This is a genomic window from Streptomyces sp. NPDC107521 (assembly GCF_055598485.1).
Genome location: NZ_JBVKAT010000001.1, coordinates 386019 through 403271 on the forward strand (window position 1 = coordinate 386019; position 17253 = coordinate 403271).

At 73.0% G+C, this 17253-nt stretch carries 13 protein-coding genes; 9 read left to right on the forward strand and 4 right to left on the reverse strand.

The genetic code is table 11. The features are described 5' to 3' along the window. The 3 genes from ACZ7LB_RS01640 to ACZ7LB_RS01650 all read left to right on the forward strand — a co-directional run bounded on the left by ACZ7LB_RS01640 (position 1) and on the right by ACZ7LB_RS01650 (position 5275). Positions 1-1302: a sensor histidine kinase gene (locus ACZ7LB_RS01640; protein WP_471464787.1), complete on the forward strand. Its 1302-nt coding sequence runs from the start codon at positions 1-3 to the stop codon at positions 1300-1302. Then, positions 1299-1985 (forward strand): response regulator, encoded by a 687-nt coding sequence (locus ACZ7LB_RS01645; protein ID WP_161225114.1) that lies wholly within the window; start codon positions 1299-1301, stop codon positions 1983-1985. The genes ACZ7LB_RS01640 and ACZ7LB_RS01645 overlap by 4 nt, the downstream gene beginning before the upstream one ends. 158 nt (positions 1986-2143) lie before the next feature. Beyond that, entirely contained in the window at positions 2144-5275 is a 3132-nt protein-coding gene (locus ACZ7LB_RS01650) for an efflux RND transporter permease subunit (RefSeq protein ID WP_471464789.1), read from the forward strand. Positions 5276-5556: 281 nt separating this feature from the next. On the opposite strand, the gene nadA is transcribed toward ACZ7LB_RS01650, so the two are convergent. After that, entirely contained in the window at positions 5557-6741 is a 1185-nt protein-coding gene (gene nadA, locus ACZ7LB_RS01655; RefSeq protein ID WP_471464791.1) for a quinolinate synthase NadA, read from the reverse strand. A gap of 261 nt (positions 6742-7002) precedes the next feature. Between nadA and erpA the strand changes: the two genes are divergently transcribed. After that, positions 7003-7359: an iron-sulfur cluster insertion protein ErpA gene (gene erpA / locus ACZ7LB_RS01660; RefSeq protein ID WP_471464793.1), complete on the forward strand. Its 357-nt coding sequence runs from the start codon at positions 7003-7005 to the stop codon at positions 7357-7359. A 135-nt stretch (positions 7360-7494) separates the two neighbouring features. Here erpA and ACZ7LB_RS01665 read toward each other — a convergent pair whose 3' ends face one another. After that, on the reverse strand, positions 7495-9015 hold the full coding sequence (locus ACZ7LB_RS01665; RefSeq protein WP_471464795.1) for a hypothetical protein: 1521 nt from the start codon (positions 9013-9015) through the stop codon (positions 7495-7497). A 399-nt stretch (positions 9016-9414) separates the two neighbouring features. After that, a complete protein-coding gene (locus tag ACZ7LB_RS01670; protein ID WP_471464797.1) occupies positions 9415-9627 on the reverse strand; it encodes a hypothetical protein in 213 nt (70 codons plus the stop codon). A 129-nt stretch (positions 9628-9756) separates the two neighbouring features. On the opposite strand from ACZ7LB_RS01670, the gene ACZ7LB_RS01675 reads away from it, so the two are divergent. Continuing rightward, entirely contained in the window at positions 9757-10731 is a 975-nt protein-coding gene (locus tag ACZ7LB_RS01675; protein WP_471464799.1) for a carbohydrate kinase family protein, read from the forward strand. A 121-nt stretch (positions 10732-10852) separates the two neighbouring features. Here the strand turns inward: ACZ7LB_RS01675 and ACZ7LB_RS01680 are convergent, their stop codons facing one another. Beyond that, positions 10853-12235, reverse strand: coding sequence for an aminotransferase class V-fold PLP-dependent enzyme (locus ACZ7LB_RS01680; protein WP_471464801.1), 1383 nt, complete (start codon positions 12233-12235; stop codon positions 10853-10855). Positions 12236-12470: 235 nt separating this feature from the next. Between ACZ7LB_RS01680 and ctaC the strand changes: the two genes are divergently transcribed. The 4 genes from ctaC to ACZ7LB_RS01700 all read left to right on the forward strand — a co-directional run bounded on the left by ctaC (position 12471) and on the right by ACZ7LB_RS01700 (position 16962). After that, positions 12471-13430, forward strand: a complete 960-nt coding sequence (gene ctaC / locus ACZ7LB_RS01685; protein ID WP_161225122.1) for an aa3-type cytochrome oxidase subunit II — start codon at positions 12471-12473, stop codon at positions 13428-13430. Continuing rightward, a complete protein-coding gene (gene ctaD, locus ACZ7LB_RS01690; RefSeq protein ID WP_161225123.1) occupies positions 13427-15163 on the forward strand; it encodes an aa3-type cytochrome oxidase subunit I in 1737 nt (578 codons plus the stop codon). The genes ctaC and ctaD overlap by 4 nt, the downstream gene beginning before the upstream one ends. Continuing rightward, a complete protein-coding gene (locus ACZ7LB_RS01695; protein WP_161225124.1) occupies positions 15160-15558 on the forward strand; it encodes a cytochrome c oxidase subunit 4 in 399 nt (132 codons plus the stop codon). Before ctaD ends, ACZ7LB_RS01695 begins: the two co-directional genes overlap by 4 nt. Before the next feature lie 129 nt (positions 15559-15687). Beyond that, positions 15688-16962 carry a L,D-transpeptidase gene (locus ACZ7LB_RS01700; RefSeq protein ID WP_471464803.1) on the forward strand — a complete coding sequence of 425 codons (1275 nt, stop codon included), beginning with the start codon at positions 15688-15690 and terminating at the stop codon, positions 16960-16962. The last annotated feature ends 291 nt before the right edge of the window (positions 16963-17253 follow it).

A 17253-nucleotide genomic window follows, 5' to 3' on the forward strand; every position in this document is an offset into this window, starting at 1 on the left:
GTGAGCACCCTCGCGCGCGCCCGCCGCCGGCTGGGCGCGCACCCCCTGGCCCTGGACACCGCCCTCGCGGCGGCCGTCCTGCTCTGCATGGTGGCCGGCTCCTTCGTCGACGCCCACGGGTCCGACGGCGTCAACTGGAGCCTGCGCACCCCCGACGCGTTCAGCCTGGCCCTGATGACGGCCGGGGCGGCGGCCCTGGTGCTCCGCCGCCGGGCCCCGCTCGCCGTCCTCGCCGTCACCGGCTGCGTCTCCGTCGCCGAGAGCGTCACCGGCGGGCCCCGCGCCCCCGTGGTGATGGCGGCCGTCGTCGCGCTGTTCACCGTCGCCACCCGCACCGACCGCACCACCACCCTGCGGGTCGGCCTGCTCACCATGACCGTGCTCACCGGCGCCGCCATGCTCGCCGGGCCGCTGCCCTGGTACGCCCAGGAGAACCTCGCCGTCTTCGCCTGGACCGGCATCGGCGCCACCGCCGGGGACGCCGTCCGCAGCCGCCGGGCCTTCGTGCAGGCCATCCGGGACCGCGCCGAGAAGGCCGAGCGCACCCGGGAGGAGGAGGCCCGCCGCAGGGTCGCCGAGGAGCGGCTGCGCATCGCCCGCGACCTGCACGACGTGGTCGCCCACCACATCGCCCTGGTCAACGTGCAGGCCGGGGTCGCCGCCCACGTCATGGACAAGCGGCCCGACCAGGCCAAGGAGGCCCTCGCCCATGTGCGCGAGGCCAGCCGCTCGGCGCTCAACGAACTGCGCGCCACCGTCGGCCTGCTGCGCCAGTCCGGCGACCCCGAGGCCCCCACCGAACCCGCGCCGGGCCTGGACCGGCTCGGCGAACTGGTCGCCACCTTCCACCACGCCGGACTGAGCGTCCAGGTGGCCCGCACCGACCAGGGCACCGCCCTGCCCACCGCCGTCGGCCTGGCCGCCTACCGGGTCATCCAGGAGGCCCTGACCAACGTCCAGAAGCACGCCGGGCAGGGCGCCAGGGCCGAGGTCAGCGTCATCCGGGTGGGGCCCGCCGTGGAGATCACCGTCATCGACGACGGCGCCCGCGCCGCCGCCGCGGCCCCCGACGCCCCCGCGCCCCCGCCCGCCGCCTCCGGCCAGGAGCCGGCCTCCGCCGCCGGGCCGGGCGCCGGGCCGGGCGAGGGCCCCGGCGGCGGGCACGGCCTCCTCGGCATGCGCGAGCGGGTCACCGCCGTCCGCGGCACCCTCGCCACCGGCCCCCGCTACGGGGGCGGCTTCCGGGTCCATGCGATCCTGCCCGTCACACACCGCACCGACGCCGCGGAGGACCCCGCATGACCATCCGTGTCCTGCTCGCCGACGACCAGGCGCTGCTGCGCAGCGCCTTCCGGGTGCTCGTCGACTCCGAGCCCGACATGGAGGTGGTGGGGGAGGCGTCCGACGGCGCGGAGGCGGCCCGGCTGGCCGCCGAGCGGCGCCCCGACGTGGTCCTCATGGACATCCGGATGCCCGGCACCGACGGCCTCGCCGCGACCCGTCTGATCAGCGCCGACCCGGAGCTGGCCCGGGTCCGCGTGGTCATCCTGACCACCTTCGAGGTCGACGACTACGTGGTGCGCTCGCTGCGCGCCGGGGCCTCCGGCTTCCTCGGCAAGGGCTCCGAGCCCGAGGAACTGCTGAACGCCATCCGGGTCGCCGCCGCCGGGGACGCGCTGCTCTCCCCGGCCGCCACCAAGGGCCTGATCGCCCGGTTCCTCGCCCAGGAGGGCACCGCGGACGACCCCGACCGCGACCCGGCCCGCGCCGAACGGCTGGACTCGCTGACCGTGCGCGAGCGCGAGGTGCTGGTGCAGGTGGCGGGCGGGCTCTCCAACGACGAGATCGCCGAGCGGCTGGAGGTCAGCCCGCTGACCGTCAAGACGCACGTCAACCGGGCCATGGCCAAGCTCGGCGCCCGCGACCGGGCCCAACTCGTCGTCACGGCGTACGAGTCCGGGCTGGTACGTCCAAGGGTGGAGTGATCCCGCTCCGGGCGTACTGCGCCCGGAGTAGGTCCCAGGTAAGGAAATTGCACCTGCGGTCTAGGGAACGGGCACCGGGCATGGACCAGGGTGGTGGAATGGGCGCGCCCGCTGTGTGCCCCGTCCTCCGCTCGGCCACAGAAGAGAGACCCTGATCCATGTCCTGGCTGTCGAGATTCAGTCTGGCGCAACGGGCCCTGATCGGGCTGATGTCGGTCATAGCCCTGTTCTTCGGGGCGATCGCCATACCCCAGCTCAAGCAGCAGTTGCTCCCCACCATCGAACTGCCCATGGTGTCGGTGCTGGCGCCGTACCAGGGCGCCTCGCCCGACGTGGTCGAGAAGCAGGTCGTCCAGCCCCTCGAGGACATGCTCGAAGCCGTCGACGGCATCTCCGGCATCACCTCCACGGCCAGCGAGGGCAACGCCGTCATCATGGCGTCCTTCGACTACGGCAACGGCACCCAGCAGCTCGTGGCGGACGTCCAGCAGGCCGTCAACCGGGCCCGCCCGATGCTGCCGGACGGGGTGGACCCGCAGGTCATCTCCGGCTCGACGGACGACATCCCGACCGTGGTCCTCGCCGTCACCTCCGCCAAGGACCAGCAGGCCCTCGCGGACCAGCTCGACCGCACGGTCGTCCCCGAGCTGAAGGGCATCGACGGCGTCGGCCAAGTCGTCATCGACGGGGTCCGCGACCTCCAGGTCGGCGTCACCCCCGACCGGGCGAAGCTCGCCAAGGCCGGGCTCGGCCCCCAGTCCCTCGCCCAGGCCCTCCAGGCCGGCGGCGCCACCGTCCCGGCCGGCTCCTTCGACGAGGACGGCGCCAACCGCACCGTCCGGGTCGGCGGCGGCTTCACCTCGCTGCGCCAGATCCAGGACCTGATGATCCCGGGCGAGGGCGGCCGCAAGCCGGTGCGCCTCGGTGACGTGGCCACCGTCGAGCAGCGCGAGGCCAGGGCCGACTCGCTCACCCGCACCGACGGCAGGCCGAGCCTGGCCGTCGCCGTGACCATGGACCACGACGGCAGCGCGGTCGCCATCTCGGAGGCCGTCCAGGACAAGCTCCCCGACCTGCGCAAGCAACTCGGCTCCGGCGCGGAACTGACCGTCGTCAGCGACCAGGGCCCCGCCGTCTCCGAGGCGATCAGCGGGCTGACCACGGAGGGCGCCCTCGGCCTGGTCTTCGCGGTCCTCGTCATCCTGGTCTTCCTCGCCTCCATCCGCTCCACCCTGGTCACCGCCGTCTCCATCCCGCTGTCGGTGGTGCTGGCGCTGATCGTGCTGTGGACCCGCGACCTGTCGCTGAACATGCTGACGCTGGGCGCGCTGACCATCGCCATCGGCCGCGTCGTCGACGACTCGATCGTGGTCCTGGAGAACATCAAGCGGCACCTCGGCTACGGCGAGGAGCGCCAGGAGGCCATCCTCAAGGCCGTCCGCGAGGTGGCCGGCGCGGTCACCTCCTCCACGCTCACCACCGTCGCCGTCTTCCTGCCCATCGGCCTGACCGGCGGCATGGTCGGGGCGCTGTTCGGCTCCTTCAGCCTCACCGTCACCGCCGCGCTGCTGGCCTCCCTGCTGGTGTCGCTGACGGTGGTCCCGGTGCTGTCGTACTGGTTCCTGCGCCCGCCCAAGGGCACCCCCGAGGACGCGGCCGAGGCCCGCCGCCTCGCGGAGGAGAAGGAGGCCCGCAGCCGCCTCCAGCGCCTCTACGTCCCCATCCTGCGCTTCGCCACCCGGCGCCGGCTGACCAGCCTGGCCATCGCGGTCGTCGTCCTCCTCGGCACCTTCGGCATGGTGCCGCTGCTGAAGACGAACTTCTTCGACCCGGGCGAGCAGAAGGTCCTGAGCATCAAGCAGGAGCTGGAGCCGGGCGCCAGTCTGGCCGCGACCGACGAACAGGCCAAGAAGGTCGAGAAGCTGCTGGCCGGCACCGACGGCGTCAAGGACTACCAGGTCACCGTCGGCTCCTCCGGCTTCATGGCGGCCTTCGGCGGCGGCACCGACACCAACCAGGCCTCGTACCAGGTGATGCTGGAGGACTCGGCCTCCTCCGGCGACGTGCGGGACCGCATCGAGGCAGGGCTCGCGAAGCTCGACGGCATCGGCACCACCACGGTCGCCTCCGGCGACGGCTTCGGCGGCCAGGACCTCAGCGTCGTCGTGAAGGCGGCCGACGCCGAGGTGCTCCGCAAGGCCGCCGAGCAGGTCCGCGAGGCGGTCGCCGGGCTCGACGACGTCACCGACGTCAGCAGCGACCTGTCCCGCAGCGTGCCCCGGATCTCCGTCCGGACCAACGAGAAGGCCGCCGCGGCCGGGTTCACCGACCAGACGCTCGGCGCGGCCGTCGCCCAGGCGGTGCGCGGCACCCCGGTCGCCAAGGCGATGCTGGGCGACGCCGAGCGCGACGTCGTCATCGGCTCGGACCGCCCGGCCCGCACCATGGCCGAGCTGAAGGCCCTGGACCTGGGCCCGGTCAGGCTCGGTGACATCGCCACCGTCGAGCTGGTGGACGGACCCGTCTCGATGACCCGGATCGACGGCCAGCGCGCGGCGACCGTCACCGCCCGCCCGACCGGCGACAACACCGGCGCGGTCAGCGCCGACCTCCAGTCGAGGATCGACGGGCTGGACCTGCCGGCCGGTGCCACCGCCGAGATCGGCGGCGTCAGCGCCGACCAGGACGACGCGTTCAAGAAGCTCGGCCTGGCCATGCTCGCCGCCATCGCCATCGTGTTCATGCTGCTGGTCGGCACCTTCCGGTCGCTGGCCCAGCCGCTGATCCTGCTGGTCTCCGTCCCGTTCGCGGCGACCGGCGCCATCGGCCTGCTGATCGTCACCGGCACCCCGATGGGCGTCCCGGCGATGATCGGCATGCTGATGCTGATCGGCATCGTGGTCACCAACGCCATCGTGCTGATCGACCTGATCAACCAGTACCGGGCGCGGGGACACGGCATCGTCGAGGCGGTGATCGAGGGCGGCCGGCACCGGCTGCGGCCCATCCTGATGACGGCCCTGGCGACCATCTTCGCCCTGCTCCCGATGGCGCTCGGCGTCACCGGCGAGGGCGGCTTCATCGCGCAGCCGCTCGCCGTGGTGGTGATCGGCGGTCTGGTCACCTCGACGCTGCTGACGCTGCTGCTGGTCCCGACGCTCTACGCGATGCTGGAGCTGCGCAAGGAACGCCGCCGCGACAAGCGCGCGGCCAAGCGGGAGGCGGCCGGGGGGAGGACCGGCCCGAGCCGGTCCGAGTCCTCGGACGACCCGGAGCCCGCGCAGGTCTGACGGGCGGCACGGGTACGGCGGGTCCCGCGGGTCACGCGGCCCGCCGGACCCGGCCGGACCGGTCACCGGACCACCCGGCACATGGAGAGGGCCCCCGCCCGGTACACCTCGCGGTGTGCCGGGCGGGGGCCCTCTCCGCCGTCCGGCGGCCCTCTCCTCCGGGGGGCCGGGGGAGGTCGTCCGGCTGACGACGGAGGAAAGAGGCCGTGCCCCGCCGGGCCCGGTGCCCCGCCCGGCCGCGCGGGCCCGGGACCGCACACGCGCCCGGCGGGGGCCGCCCGCTACGGCAGCGCCAGCATCCGCTCCAGCGCCAGCTTGGCGAACGCCTCGGTCTCCTTGTCGACCTCGATGCGGTTGACCGTGTTGCCGTCGGCCAGCGACTCCAGGGCCCATACGAGGTGCGGCAGGTCGATGCGGTTCATGGTCGAGCAGAAGCAGACCGTCCGGTCGAGGAAGACGACCTCCTTGCCCTCGGGAGCGAAACGGTTCGCCAGCCGCCGGACGAGGTTCAGCTCGGTGCCGATGGCCCACTTGGACCCGGCGGGGGCCGCCTCCAGCGCCTTGATGATGTACTCCGTGGAGCCCACCTCGTCCGCCGCCGCGACGACCTCGTGCCGGCACTCGGGGTGGACCAGCACCCTGACGCCGGGTATGCGCTCGCGCACGTCCCTGACCGAGTCGAGGCTGAAGCGGCCGTGCACCGAGCAGTGGCCGCGCCACAGGATCATCCGGGCGTCGCGCAGTTCCCCGGTGGTGAGCCCGCCGTTCGGCTTGTGCGGGTTGTAGACGACGCAGTCCTCCGGCGACATGCCCATGTCCCGCACCGCGGTGTTGCGGCCGAGGTGCTGGTCGGGCAGGAAGAGCACCTTCTCGCCCTGCTGGAAGGCCCATTCCAGGGCCCGCTCGGCGTTCGAGGAGGTGCAGATGGTGCCCCCGTGCCGGCCCGTGAACGCCTTGATGTCCGCGGAGGAGTTCATGTACGAGACGGGCACGACCCGCTCGGCGACCCCCGCCTCGGTCAGCACGTCCCAGCACTCCGCGACCTGCTCGGCGGTGGCCATGTCGGCCATCGAACAGCCGGCGGCCAGGTCGGGCAGGACCACCTTCTGGTCGTCGGAGGTCAGGATGTCGGCCGACTCCGCCATGAAGTGGACACCGCAGAAGACGATGTACTCCGCCTCCGGGCGCGCGGCCGCCTCCCGGGCCAGCTTGAAGGAGTCGCCCGTGACGTCCGCGAACTGGATGACCTCGTCGCGCTGGTAGTGGTGGCCGAGGACGAAGACCCTGTCCCCGAGCCTCTCCTTGGCCGCCCGGGCGCGCGCGACCAGATCCGGGTCGGAGGGCGAGGGAAGGTCGCCGGGGCACTCCACGCCGCGCTCGCTCCTCGGGTCGGCCTCCCGGCCGAGCAGCAGCAGGGCGAGGGGCGTCGGCTGTACGTCGAGCTCCTGGGTTTGGGCGGTGGTCACGACACGCACCCTTTCTACTTTTCGTCGAACTGACGCTATATATCATATCCGGTTCACGTCACTTTGACGATGCCCATCGTGTCGATGTGACGTGAATCCCGGCGCCGGAGCGGCTGTCCGCCTCCGGAGGCATGTGCGAGCATGAGGGAGAGGGCCGTGGGGAAGGACCCGGAGAACCCGGGGGCCGACCCGGAATGAATCCGGGACCCCGCCGGTTGAAACGTCGGCAAGCAGTCTCCGTACAACCCGGGAGAGATGTAGATGTCCGTATCGGACGAGACCACCACCGTCACCGACGGCATCATCCTGACCGACGCCGCCGCGGCCAAGGTCAGGGCCCTGCTCGACCAGGAAGGCCGTGACGACCTCGCGCTGCGCGTCGCCGTCCAGCCCGGTGGCTGCTCCGGCCTCCGCTACCAGCTCTTCTTCGACGAGCGCTCGCTCGACGGCGACGTGGTGAAGGACTTCGACGGGGTCAAGGTCGTCACCGACCGTATGAGCGCCCCGTACCTGGGCGGCGCCACCGTCGACTTCGTCGACACCATCGAGAAGCAGGGCTTCACCATCGACAACCCGAACGCGACGGGCTCCTGCGCCTGCGGCGACTCGTTCAGCTAGCCGGTCCCGGCGGCCGGCCCGGGCCACGGACACCGTCCGCCGGTCCGCGCCGCGCACCGGACCCGCACCCGAGGGCGGCGGTCCCGGAGGAATCCGATTCCTCCCGGGGCCGCCGCCCTCGTGCCGTCCGGGCGGTCAGCGGGCCTCCCCCGGGAGCCGCGCCCCCGGCTCGTGCCGCGGCACGGGAGCGCCGTCGGAGCCCACCACGGCGCGGTCGCCCAGCGGCCGGTCCAGCGTCACCGTCCGCGTGTACTCCCTGGCGACCAGGACGCACGTCCGGCCCGGCTGCGGGGTCTCGGTCACGGTGACCGTCACCCGCCGGTCGTCGGCCCGCGCCGCCGCCGCGTAGTCCGAGCACACCCCGCCGATGAAGCGCACCGTCAGTTCGCTGCCCGCGGCGGTGTAACCGGTCACCCGCACCCCGTGCGGTGCCGCGGGCTCCGCCGGGGTCGTCTCCGGTTCCCCGGAGGGCGCCGTCCCGGCACCGGCGGGGGGCGCCAGGTGCGAGGGCTCGACCGCCGGGTACGTCACGGTGAACGTGTTCTCCGTGCCCGCCGTCCGCACCTCGTACAGCCAGGACGGCACCAGGGCCTGCCGTCCCCGCACCGAGTGCGCGGCCAGCCCGAACACCGCGTCCTCCACGGTGACCGTCCGCTCGTCCGGCCCCTCCGCCGGGGACGCGCACGGCCGCCCCGTCCCCTCCCGCAGCGGCACCGGTTCCGCGCAGCCACCGGAGTCCGGGGCGGTGGCGCCCTGCGCGTTCAGCAGCTCCAGCGTCCGCTCGGCGTCCAGCACCGGGTAGGTGTCGGCCTCGGCCGGCGCCTTCAGCCGTCCGCTGCCGCCGACCACCTCGCCCAGGGGGCCGACGACGACGCCGGTCGTCCAGCCGTACGTGGGCAGCCCGCCCACCTCGGGCTCGGCGTTCACCACCCGCCGGGCGCCCATGAGCTGGCTCGCGTCCAGCGCGGCGCCGTCCTGGCCCACCGCCTTGAGCACCGGGTCCGCCGCCCGCACCGCCGCCGCCTCGCCCACCGGGGTCCCACCGGCCGAGGGCGCCTTGCAGACGGGGCCCGTGCCGCAGTCGTCAGTGCCGGGGGCGTGGCGCTGGAAGGTCCAGAAGCCGGGCGCCTCCACGTTCACGGTGAGCAGGGGGCCGAAGCCGTCCCCGGAGGTGCCCACCTTCCACGCCCCGCCCTGCACCCGGGGGGTGCCCTCCACCCCGAGGGCCCCGGCCAGCCGGGCCACCTCGGCCGCGGTGACGTCCTCCCGCGCCGCGTACACCGGGGCCGAGCGGGGTCCGCCGGGGAGCGGGCGGGCCGCGCGGTAGACGACGCCGCGCGGGTCGGGCTCGCCGGGCGCGATACCGGGACCGCTGCCGCCGCCGCCGTCGGTCGAGGAGGTGCCGTCCGCGGGGGCGGCGAGGTCGTCCAGGGCCAGGGGTTCGGGGGCGCCCCGGGAGGTGCCGGGGGCCCTGCCGCCGTCCGGCCCGCCGCCGGAGGACGTCGCGGCCAGGACCGCGCCGCCGCCCCCGATCAGCAGGACGGCGGCGGCGACGGAGACGGCGGCGACCCCGGGGGAGCGCCGTCGCGCGGCACGTCCGGTGCCGGACCCGGTGCCCCGGGTGGCGTCGTCGTTGTCGGGTCGCTCGCTGTTCACCGCATCGCTCCTTCGGCCGGTGCTGGGACAGCCATGGGACGTGGCCCGGAGCCGTACGGTTCCCGCCACCCGGCCCGCGCCACCCGAACGGCCCAGCGATCCACCCCGTCAGGGGGACGACCCCGTGCCGACCGCCCGCACCCCCGCGGTGCCCAACAGCCACATGCGCAACACCCGGGAACCCGAGGCCCACGGCACCCGAGGCCCACGGCACCTCGACGCCCGCGCGCCCGGCGCCCACGGCACCCGGCGCCCACGGCGCTCAGGTCCCGCGGCCCTCCACGCCCCCGGCCCCGGCGCACCCCGCCGGGTCCCCGCGCCCGGCGGTCCCGGGGCGCCCCGCGTCACCGGCCGGCTGCCCCGGGGCCCCGGCGGGACGGCGCCCCGGCCGCCGCCGCCTCAGTCCCCGTACTCCGACATCGCGTCCAGCAGCCGCGCCGACCTGCCCGGTACCGTCACCCCGTGCGGCAGCCCCGGCGGGACGGCGCGGCCGGCGGTGCTCGTGGGAGGGGTCCAGCGCGGTGCCATCAGGGCGCAGTCGCCGCGCAGTTCCGCCAGGCCGGGGTCGAGGTCCGGCCGAGCGGTGGTCGAGTCGGTCTTCCGGTTCGTCATAACGGCACCGTAGGCACGTTCCGAAGCGCGGAGAAAGTGGTACTACCGGGTAGTTTCGTACGCTTCGGCGTGGGCGCGTCCCCGGGTAGCGTGAACCGTCCACCCAACCTCCCCTCAGGAGTCCACGCCGTGCGCATCGCTGTCACCGGCTCCATCGCCACCGACCACCTCATGACCTTCCCCGGACGCTTCTCCGACCAGCTCGTCGCGGATCAGCTCCACACGGTCTCGCTGTCCTTCCTGGTCGACCAGCTCGATGTGCGCCGGGGCGGTGTCGCCGCCAACATCGCCTTCGGCATGGGGCAGCTCGGCACCCGCCCGGTCCTGGTCGGCGCCGCCGGCTCGGACTTCGACGAGTACCGGGCCTGGCTGGAGCGGCACGGCGTCGACACCGACTCGGTGCGCATCTCCGAGACGCTGCACACCGCCCGCTTCGTGTGCACCACCGACTCCGACCACAACCAGATCGGCTCCTTCTACACCGGGGCGATGAGCGAGGCCCGCCTGATCGAGCTGAAGACGGTCGCGGACCGGATCGGCGGCCTGGACCTCGTCTCCATCGGCGCGGACGACCCGGAGGCGATGCTCCGGCACACCGAGGAGTGCCGCACTCGGTCCATCCCCTTCGCCGCCGACTTCTCCCAGCAGATCGCCCGGATGAACGGCGACGAGATCCGGATCCTGCTCGACGGCGCCACCTACCTCTTCTCCAACGAGTACGAGAAGGGCCTGATCGAGACCAAGACGGGCTGGAGCGACGAGGAGATCCTCTCCCGCGTCGGCCACCGCGTCACCACCCTCGGCGCGCGCGGGGTGCGGATCGAGCGGCGGGGCGGGGAGACGATCGAGGTCGGCGTGCCGGACGAGGAGCGCCGGGCCGACCCGACCGGTGTGGGCGACGCCTTCCGCGCCGGGTTCCTCTCCGGCCTCGCCTGGGGCGTCTCCCTGGAGCGCGCCGCCCAGATCGGCTGCATGCTCGCCACCCTCGTCATCGAGACGGTCGGCACCCAGGAGTACCAGCTCCAGCGCGTCCACTTCATGGAGCGCTTCACCAAGACCTACGGCGACGACGCGGCCACCGAGGTCCGCGCCCACCTGGGCTGACCCGGGCCCGCCCGTGCCGCCCGGCCCGGTCCGCCTCGTTCCGCGGGGCGGGCCGGACCGGCCGGGGCGACCCCGCCGGTCCGCCCGCCATCCCGGTCCGCCCGCCACCCCGGTTTGCCCGTCAGACCAGCCGGCGGACCAGGTACGCCGTGCCCCGGTCCGCCGGCTCCTCGCCCGCGTACTCCTGGCCCCGCATCTCGCACCAGGCGGGGATGTCCAGCCGGGCCGCCTCGTCGTCCGACAGGACCCGCACCGTGCCCCCCACCGGCACCCTCCCGATGACCTTGGCCAGCTCGATCACCGGAACGGGGCAGCGCCGGCCCAGCGCGTCCACCACCAGCGCGTCCACCGTCCCCCCGGCGGCGTCCGCCGCCTCCGGCGCCCCGAGACGGGCCCGCACCCCGGCCACCGCCCCGGGCAGCACCGCCAGGAACCGCTCGACGTCCCCGGCCGGGGTGCCCGGCGGCAGCGACACCCGGATGTTGCCCTCGCTGAGCACGCCCATCGCCCGGAGCACATGGCTCGGCGTCAGCGTGCTGCTCGTGCAGGACGATCCGGACGAGACGGAGAAGCCGGCCCGGTCCAGCTCGTGCAGCAGGGCCTCCCCGTCGACATAGAGACAGGAGAAGGTGACGACGCCGGGCAGCCGCCGGACCGGGTCGCCGACCACCTCCACGTCCGGCACCAGCGCCGGGACCCGCTCCCGGACGCGCTCCGTCAGCTCCCGCAGCCGGTCCGCCTCCCGGGCCGCCTCCGCCCGCACCGCCCGCAGCGAGGCCGCGGCCGCCACCACCGCCGGAAGGTTCCCGAAGCCGGGGGAGCGCCCCGACTCCCGCTCGTCCACCGGGCCCCGGGGGGCGAACCGGGTGCCCTTGCGGACCACCAGCAGCCCCACCCCGGGCGGGCCGCCCCACTTGTGCGCGCTGGCCGCCAGCAGCGACCAGCCGCCCGGCACCGGCCCCCAGCCGAGCGACTGCGCCGCGTCCACCAGCAGCGGCACCCCGGCCGCCCGGCAGACCTCGGCCGCCTCCGCCACCGGCTGCTCGGTGCCCACCTCGTGGTTGGCCGACTGGAGGCAGGCCAGCGCCGTGTCCGGGCGCAGCGCCGCCGCGTACGCCGCCGGGTCCACCGCGCCCGCCCGGTCCACGGCGACCCGGGTCAGGGAGCCCCCGGCGGCCTCGTGCGCCTCCGCCGCATGGAGTACGGAGGAGTGTTCGACCGATGACACGATCAGATGACCTCCGGTGCGCCGCCGCCCCGCCAGCGCGCCCGCGATCCCGCCGTGCACCGCGTGTGTCCCGGAGGGGGTGAAGACCAGCTCGTCCGGGCGGCACCCCACCGCCTCGGCGGCCGCCTCCCGCGCCGCGTCCAGCAGCAGCCGGGCCCGCCTCCCCTCCTGGTGGAGCCGTACGGGATCGGCCCAGCCCTCGTCCAGGGAGGCCAGCAGGGCCTGGCGGGCGACGGGGTGCAGAGGGGCGGCGGAAGCGGCGTCGAAGTAGGGCACACGGCCACGCTAACCCGTGCCGCGGAAGGGGTGTCAGAACCACCCCTGGGCAGGTGATTCCACCCCTTCGGGGTGACCGGCGGCGCGTTGGGCACCCTCCCCGCGCGACCCCAAATGGCGTCCAGTAGGGTTTGGTCCGCATAAACATCAAACCCCTGCCCGACGCAGGGCGGCGACCGACCAGCGAGAAGGCCGCAGCCAACCAGCGCGGGCGAGACTCTCGGGAAGGCGCTACGTGAGTCCCAACGGCTCCGACCGCTCGCCGCGGCGCCCGATGCGGCGGAAGCTGCTGCAGGCACTGACCGCGGGCCTGGTCCTGGCGACCGCCACCGGTTGCACATACAAGGACTTCCCCCGCCTTGGCATGCCCACCCCGACCACGGAGGAGGCTCCCCGGATCCTCTCCCTGTGGCAGGGCTCGTGGGCCGCCGCGCTCGCCGTGGGCGTGCTGGTGTGGGGCCTGATCCTGTGGAGTGCTTTCTTCCACCGGCGCTCGCGCACCAAGGTCGAAATCCCTCCGCAGAACCGGTACAACATGCCCATCGAGGCGCTGTACACGGTGGTTCCGCTCGTCATCGTCTCGGTGCTCTTCTACTTCACCGCTCGCGACCAGTCCGAGCTCCTGAAGCTGGAGAAGAAGCCCGACGTCACGGTCAACGTGGTCGGCTTCCAGTGGAGCTGGTGCTTCAACTACGTCGCGGACGTCCCGGGTTCCACCGGTGACGCCAAGACCTCGAAGGACCTGGACGCCGTTCCGCAGCGGTTCAAGGACGCCTTCCCGGCCAACGCCGGCGGCGTCTACGACTGCGGTGTCCCCGGCACCCGGAACCCGCAGACCAACAACCCCGGCCCGACCCTGTGGCTTCCCGAGGGCAAGCGGGTCCGCTTCGTCCTCACCTCGCGGGACGTCATCCACTCCTTCTGGGTGGTGCCGTTCCTCATGAAGCAGGACGTCATCCCGGGCCACACCAACGCCTTCGAGGTGACCCCCAACAAGGAGGGCACGTTCCTGGGCAAGTGCGCCGAGCTGTGCGGCGTGGACCACTCCCGGATGCTGTTCAACGTGAAGGTCGTCTCCCCGGAGCGCTATGAGCAGCACCTCCAGGACCTCGTGAAGAAGGGGCAGACCGGTTACGTTCCCGCAGGCATCGCCCAGACGAGCCACGAGAAGGACCGGAAGGCGAACATCCTGTGAGCATCCTCAATGAACCCCAGGGTGCGGCGGCAGCGGAGGACTCGTACGAGAACGAGCTGCCGGTGCGGCGCAAGCGACCCGGCAATGTCGTGGTCAAGTGGCTGACGACCACCGACCACAAGACGATCGGCACGCTCTATCTGGTGACGTCGTTCGCGTTCTTCTGCATCGGTGGCGTGATGGCGCTCGTCATGCGCGCCGAGCTGGCCCGTCCGGGCCTGCAGATCATGTCGAACGAGCAGTTCAACCAGGCGTTCACGATGCACGGCACGGTCATGCTGCTGATGTTCGCGACGCCGCTGTTCGCGGGCTTCGCGAACTGGATCATGCCGCTCCAGATCGGTGCTCCGGACGTCGCCTTCCCGCGGCTGAACATGTTCGCCTACTGGCTCTACCTGTTCGGCTCGCTGATCGCGGTGGCCGGTTTCCTCACCCCCCAGGGCGCGGCCGACTTCGGCTGGTTCGCCTACGCGCCGCTGTCCGACGCGGTCCACTCGCCGGGCATCGGCGGTGACCTGTGGATCATGGGTCTGGCCTTCTCCGGCTTCGGCACGATCCTCGGCTCGGTCAACTTCATCACCACGATCATCTGCATGCGCGCGCCCGGCATGACGATGTTCCGCATGCCGATCTTCACCTGGAACGTGCTGCTGACCGCGCTCCTCGCGATCATGGTGTTCCCGGTCCTCGCCGCGGCCCTGTTCGCGCTGGAGGCGGACCGCAAGTTCGGCGCCCACATCTTCGACCCGGCCAACGGCGGGGCGCTGCTCTGGCAGCACCTCTTCTGGTTCTTCGGCCACCCCGAGGTGTACATCATCGCGCTGCCGTTCTTCGGCATCGTCTCGGAGATCATCCCGGTCTTCTCCCGCAAGCCGATGTTCGGCTACATGGGCCTGATCGCGGCCACGATCTCCATCGCGGGCCTGTCGGTGACCGTGTGGGCGCACCACATGTACGCCACAGGCGGCGTGCTGCTGCCGTTCTTCTCGTTCATGACCTTCCTGATCGCGGTCCCGACCGGGGTGAAGTTCTTCAACTGGATCGGCACCATGTGGAAGGGCAGTCTCTCCTTCGAGACGCCGATGCTCTGGACGCTGGGCTTCCTGATCACCTTCGTCTTCGGTGGTCTGACCGGTGTCATCCTGGCCTCGCCGCCGCTGGACTTCCACGTGACGGACTCGTACTTCGTGGTGGCGCACTTCCACTACGTGGTGTTCGGCACCGTGGTGTTCGCGATGTTCGCCGGCTTCCACTTCTGGTGGCCGAAGTTCACCGGCAAGATGCTGGACGAGCGCCTGGGCAAGATCACCTTCTGGACGCTGTTCGTCGGCTTCCACGGCACCTTCCTGGTCCAGCACTGGCTGGGTGTCGAGGGCATGCCGCGCCGGTACGCCGACTACCTGGCGGCCGACGGGTTCACCGCCCTGAACACGGTCTCGACCATCGCCTCGTTCCTGCTCGGCATGTCGCTGCTGCCGTTCTTCTACAACATCTGGAAGACCGCCAAGTACGGCAAGCCGGTCGGCGTGGACGACCCGTGGGGCTACGGCCGCTCGCTGGAGTGGGCGACCTCCTGCCCGCCGCCGCGGCACAACTTCCTCACCCTGCCGCGCATCCGCAGCGAATCCCCGGCCTTCGACCTGCACCACCCCGAGATCGCCGCCATCGACCAGCTCGAGAACGCCGACCTCCACGAGAAGGCCCTCGCCGGCGGCAAGGAGGACGGCAAGTGAAGATCCAGGGCAAGTTGTTCCTCTGGCTGGCCGTATTCCTCCTGATCATGGCCGTCGTGTACGGCGTCTGGTCGAAGGAGCCGGTCGGCACCACCGCGCTGTTCCTGGCCTTCGGCCTGGCCATCATGATCGGCTTCTACCTGGCCTTCACGGCCCGGCGGGTCGACACCGGTGCGCAGGACCGCAAGGACGCGGACGTCGCGGACGACTCCGGCGAGGTCGGTTTCTTCAGCCCGCACAGCTGGCAGCCCCTCGGGCTCGCCATCGGCGGCGCGCTGGCCTTCCTGAGCATCGCGGTCGGCTGGTGGATCATGTACTTCGCACTCCCGGTCATCCTGACCTCCATCTGGGGCTGGGTGTTCGAGTACTACCGCGGTGAGAACCGCACCCAGTAGCACGCGCCGAGCGCCGAGGGGCCCGGACACTCCGAGAGGGGGGTCCGGGCCCCTTCGCGTGCCCCGGCCCGCTCACCCGTACGGCTGACCCACCGCGCCGCGCCGGGGGACCCTCCTTAGCGTGAACCCATGAGGAACACGCATCACAACCCGACGCGGGGGCGTGCCGCCATCGGCCGCACCCTGCTGGTGATCGCCCTCGGTGCCGGCGTGACCGCGTGCGGCGGCGACGCCAACCCCCTGGCCTCCGCCCCCTACGACGCGGCCGACCGGATCTCCTTCAGCGGGCCCGCGGACGCCGGGAAGAAGGCGGACCCGGACAAGCCCCTGGAAGTCGTCGCCGAGGGCGCCGACGGACGCATCACGGACGTCACCGCCGAGGACGCCTCGGGGCGCTACGTGGCGGGCGAGCTGTCCGCCGACGGCAGCCGCTGGCACAGCACCTCCCCGCTGGCCGCCTCGGCCCGCTACACGGTGCGGGTCAGCACCGAGGACGGGGACGGCGCGCCCGGCCGCAAGGTCCTCAGCTTCGAGACCGGCAAGCCCGGTGAGAAGAAGACCCTGGACGTCGCCTTCGGGCCCGCCGCGGGCTCCTACGGCGTCGGCCAGCCCGTCACCGCCGAGCTGAGCCGCCCCGTCTCCGACCCGGCCCAGCGGGCCGTGGTGGAACGGGCGCTGAAGGTGGACTCCACCCCGGCCGTGGAGGGCGCCTGGCACTGGGTGGACGACCGCAAGCTGCACTACCGGCCCAAGGAGTTCTGGCCGGCCCACGCCACCGTCCAGGTGCGCAGCAACCTCGACGGCATCAAGATCGGCGACCGGATGTGGGGCGGTGCCGCCAAGCCGCTGAAGATCACCACGGACGACCGGGTGGTCGCCGTCACCGACGCCGCGGCCCACACCCTGACCGTCTACCGGGACGGCGAGGAGGTCCGGGAGATCCCGGTGACCACCGGTAAGCCCGGCTTCGAGACCCGCAACGGCGTCAAGGTCGTGCTGGGCAAGGAACGCTTCGTACGCATGCGCAGCACCTCCATCGGCATCGCGGAGGGCTCCTCGGAGTCGTACGACCTGCCGGTGTACTTCGCGACCCGGGTCACCTGGAGCGGGGAGTACGTGCACGCCGCCCCGTGGTCCGTCGGGTCCCAGGGCTCGGCCAACGTCAGCCACGGCTGCGTCGGGATGAGCACCGAGGACGCCGAGTGGTTCTTCGACGCCGTCCAGGAGGGCGACGTCGTCCAGGTCGTCAACTCCGACGGCGAGACGATGGAGACCTTCGACAACGGCTTCGGCGACTGGAACCTGGACTGGGCCGCCTGGCGCCGGGGCAGCGCCCTGACGTCCGGCGGGGCCGACGGCACGGGAGCCCAGGAGGCGGCGCGGCTGCGCCCGGCGGCGGTGTGAGCCGCGGGGCGGTCCTCCCGGGGCGCCCCGGAAGGACCGCCCTTCCGGGCGCGCCCCGGAGACGGCCGCGGGCGCCCCGGAGGCCCCAGGGACCTCCGGGGCGCCCGCGCGGGCACCGGGGTGCCGTCGCGTCACCCCCGTCCGTCCCAGGGGCGCACAGGGCGTCGCCGGGTGGACGGGGCGGTGACGGCGGGGGCCCAGGGCCTGTCCGACAGTCGCCGTCGTCGCCCGTAGGGCGGTCGTGCGGCGTCAGGTGCGTGCTCTCGGCGCGCCGGCCCCGGGCCTTCGTAC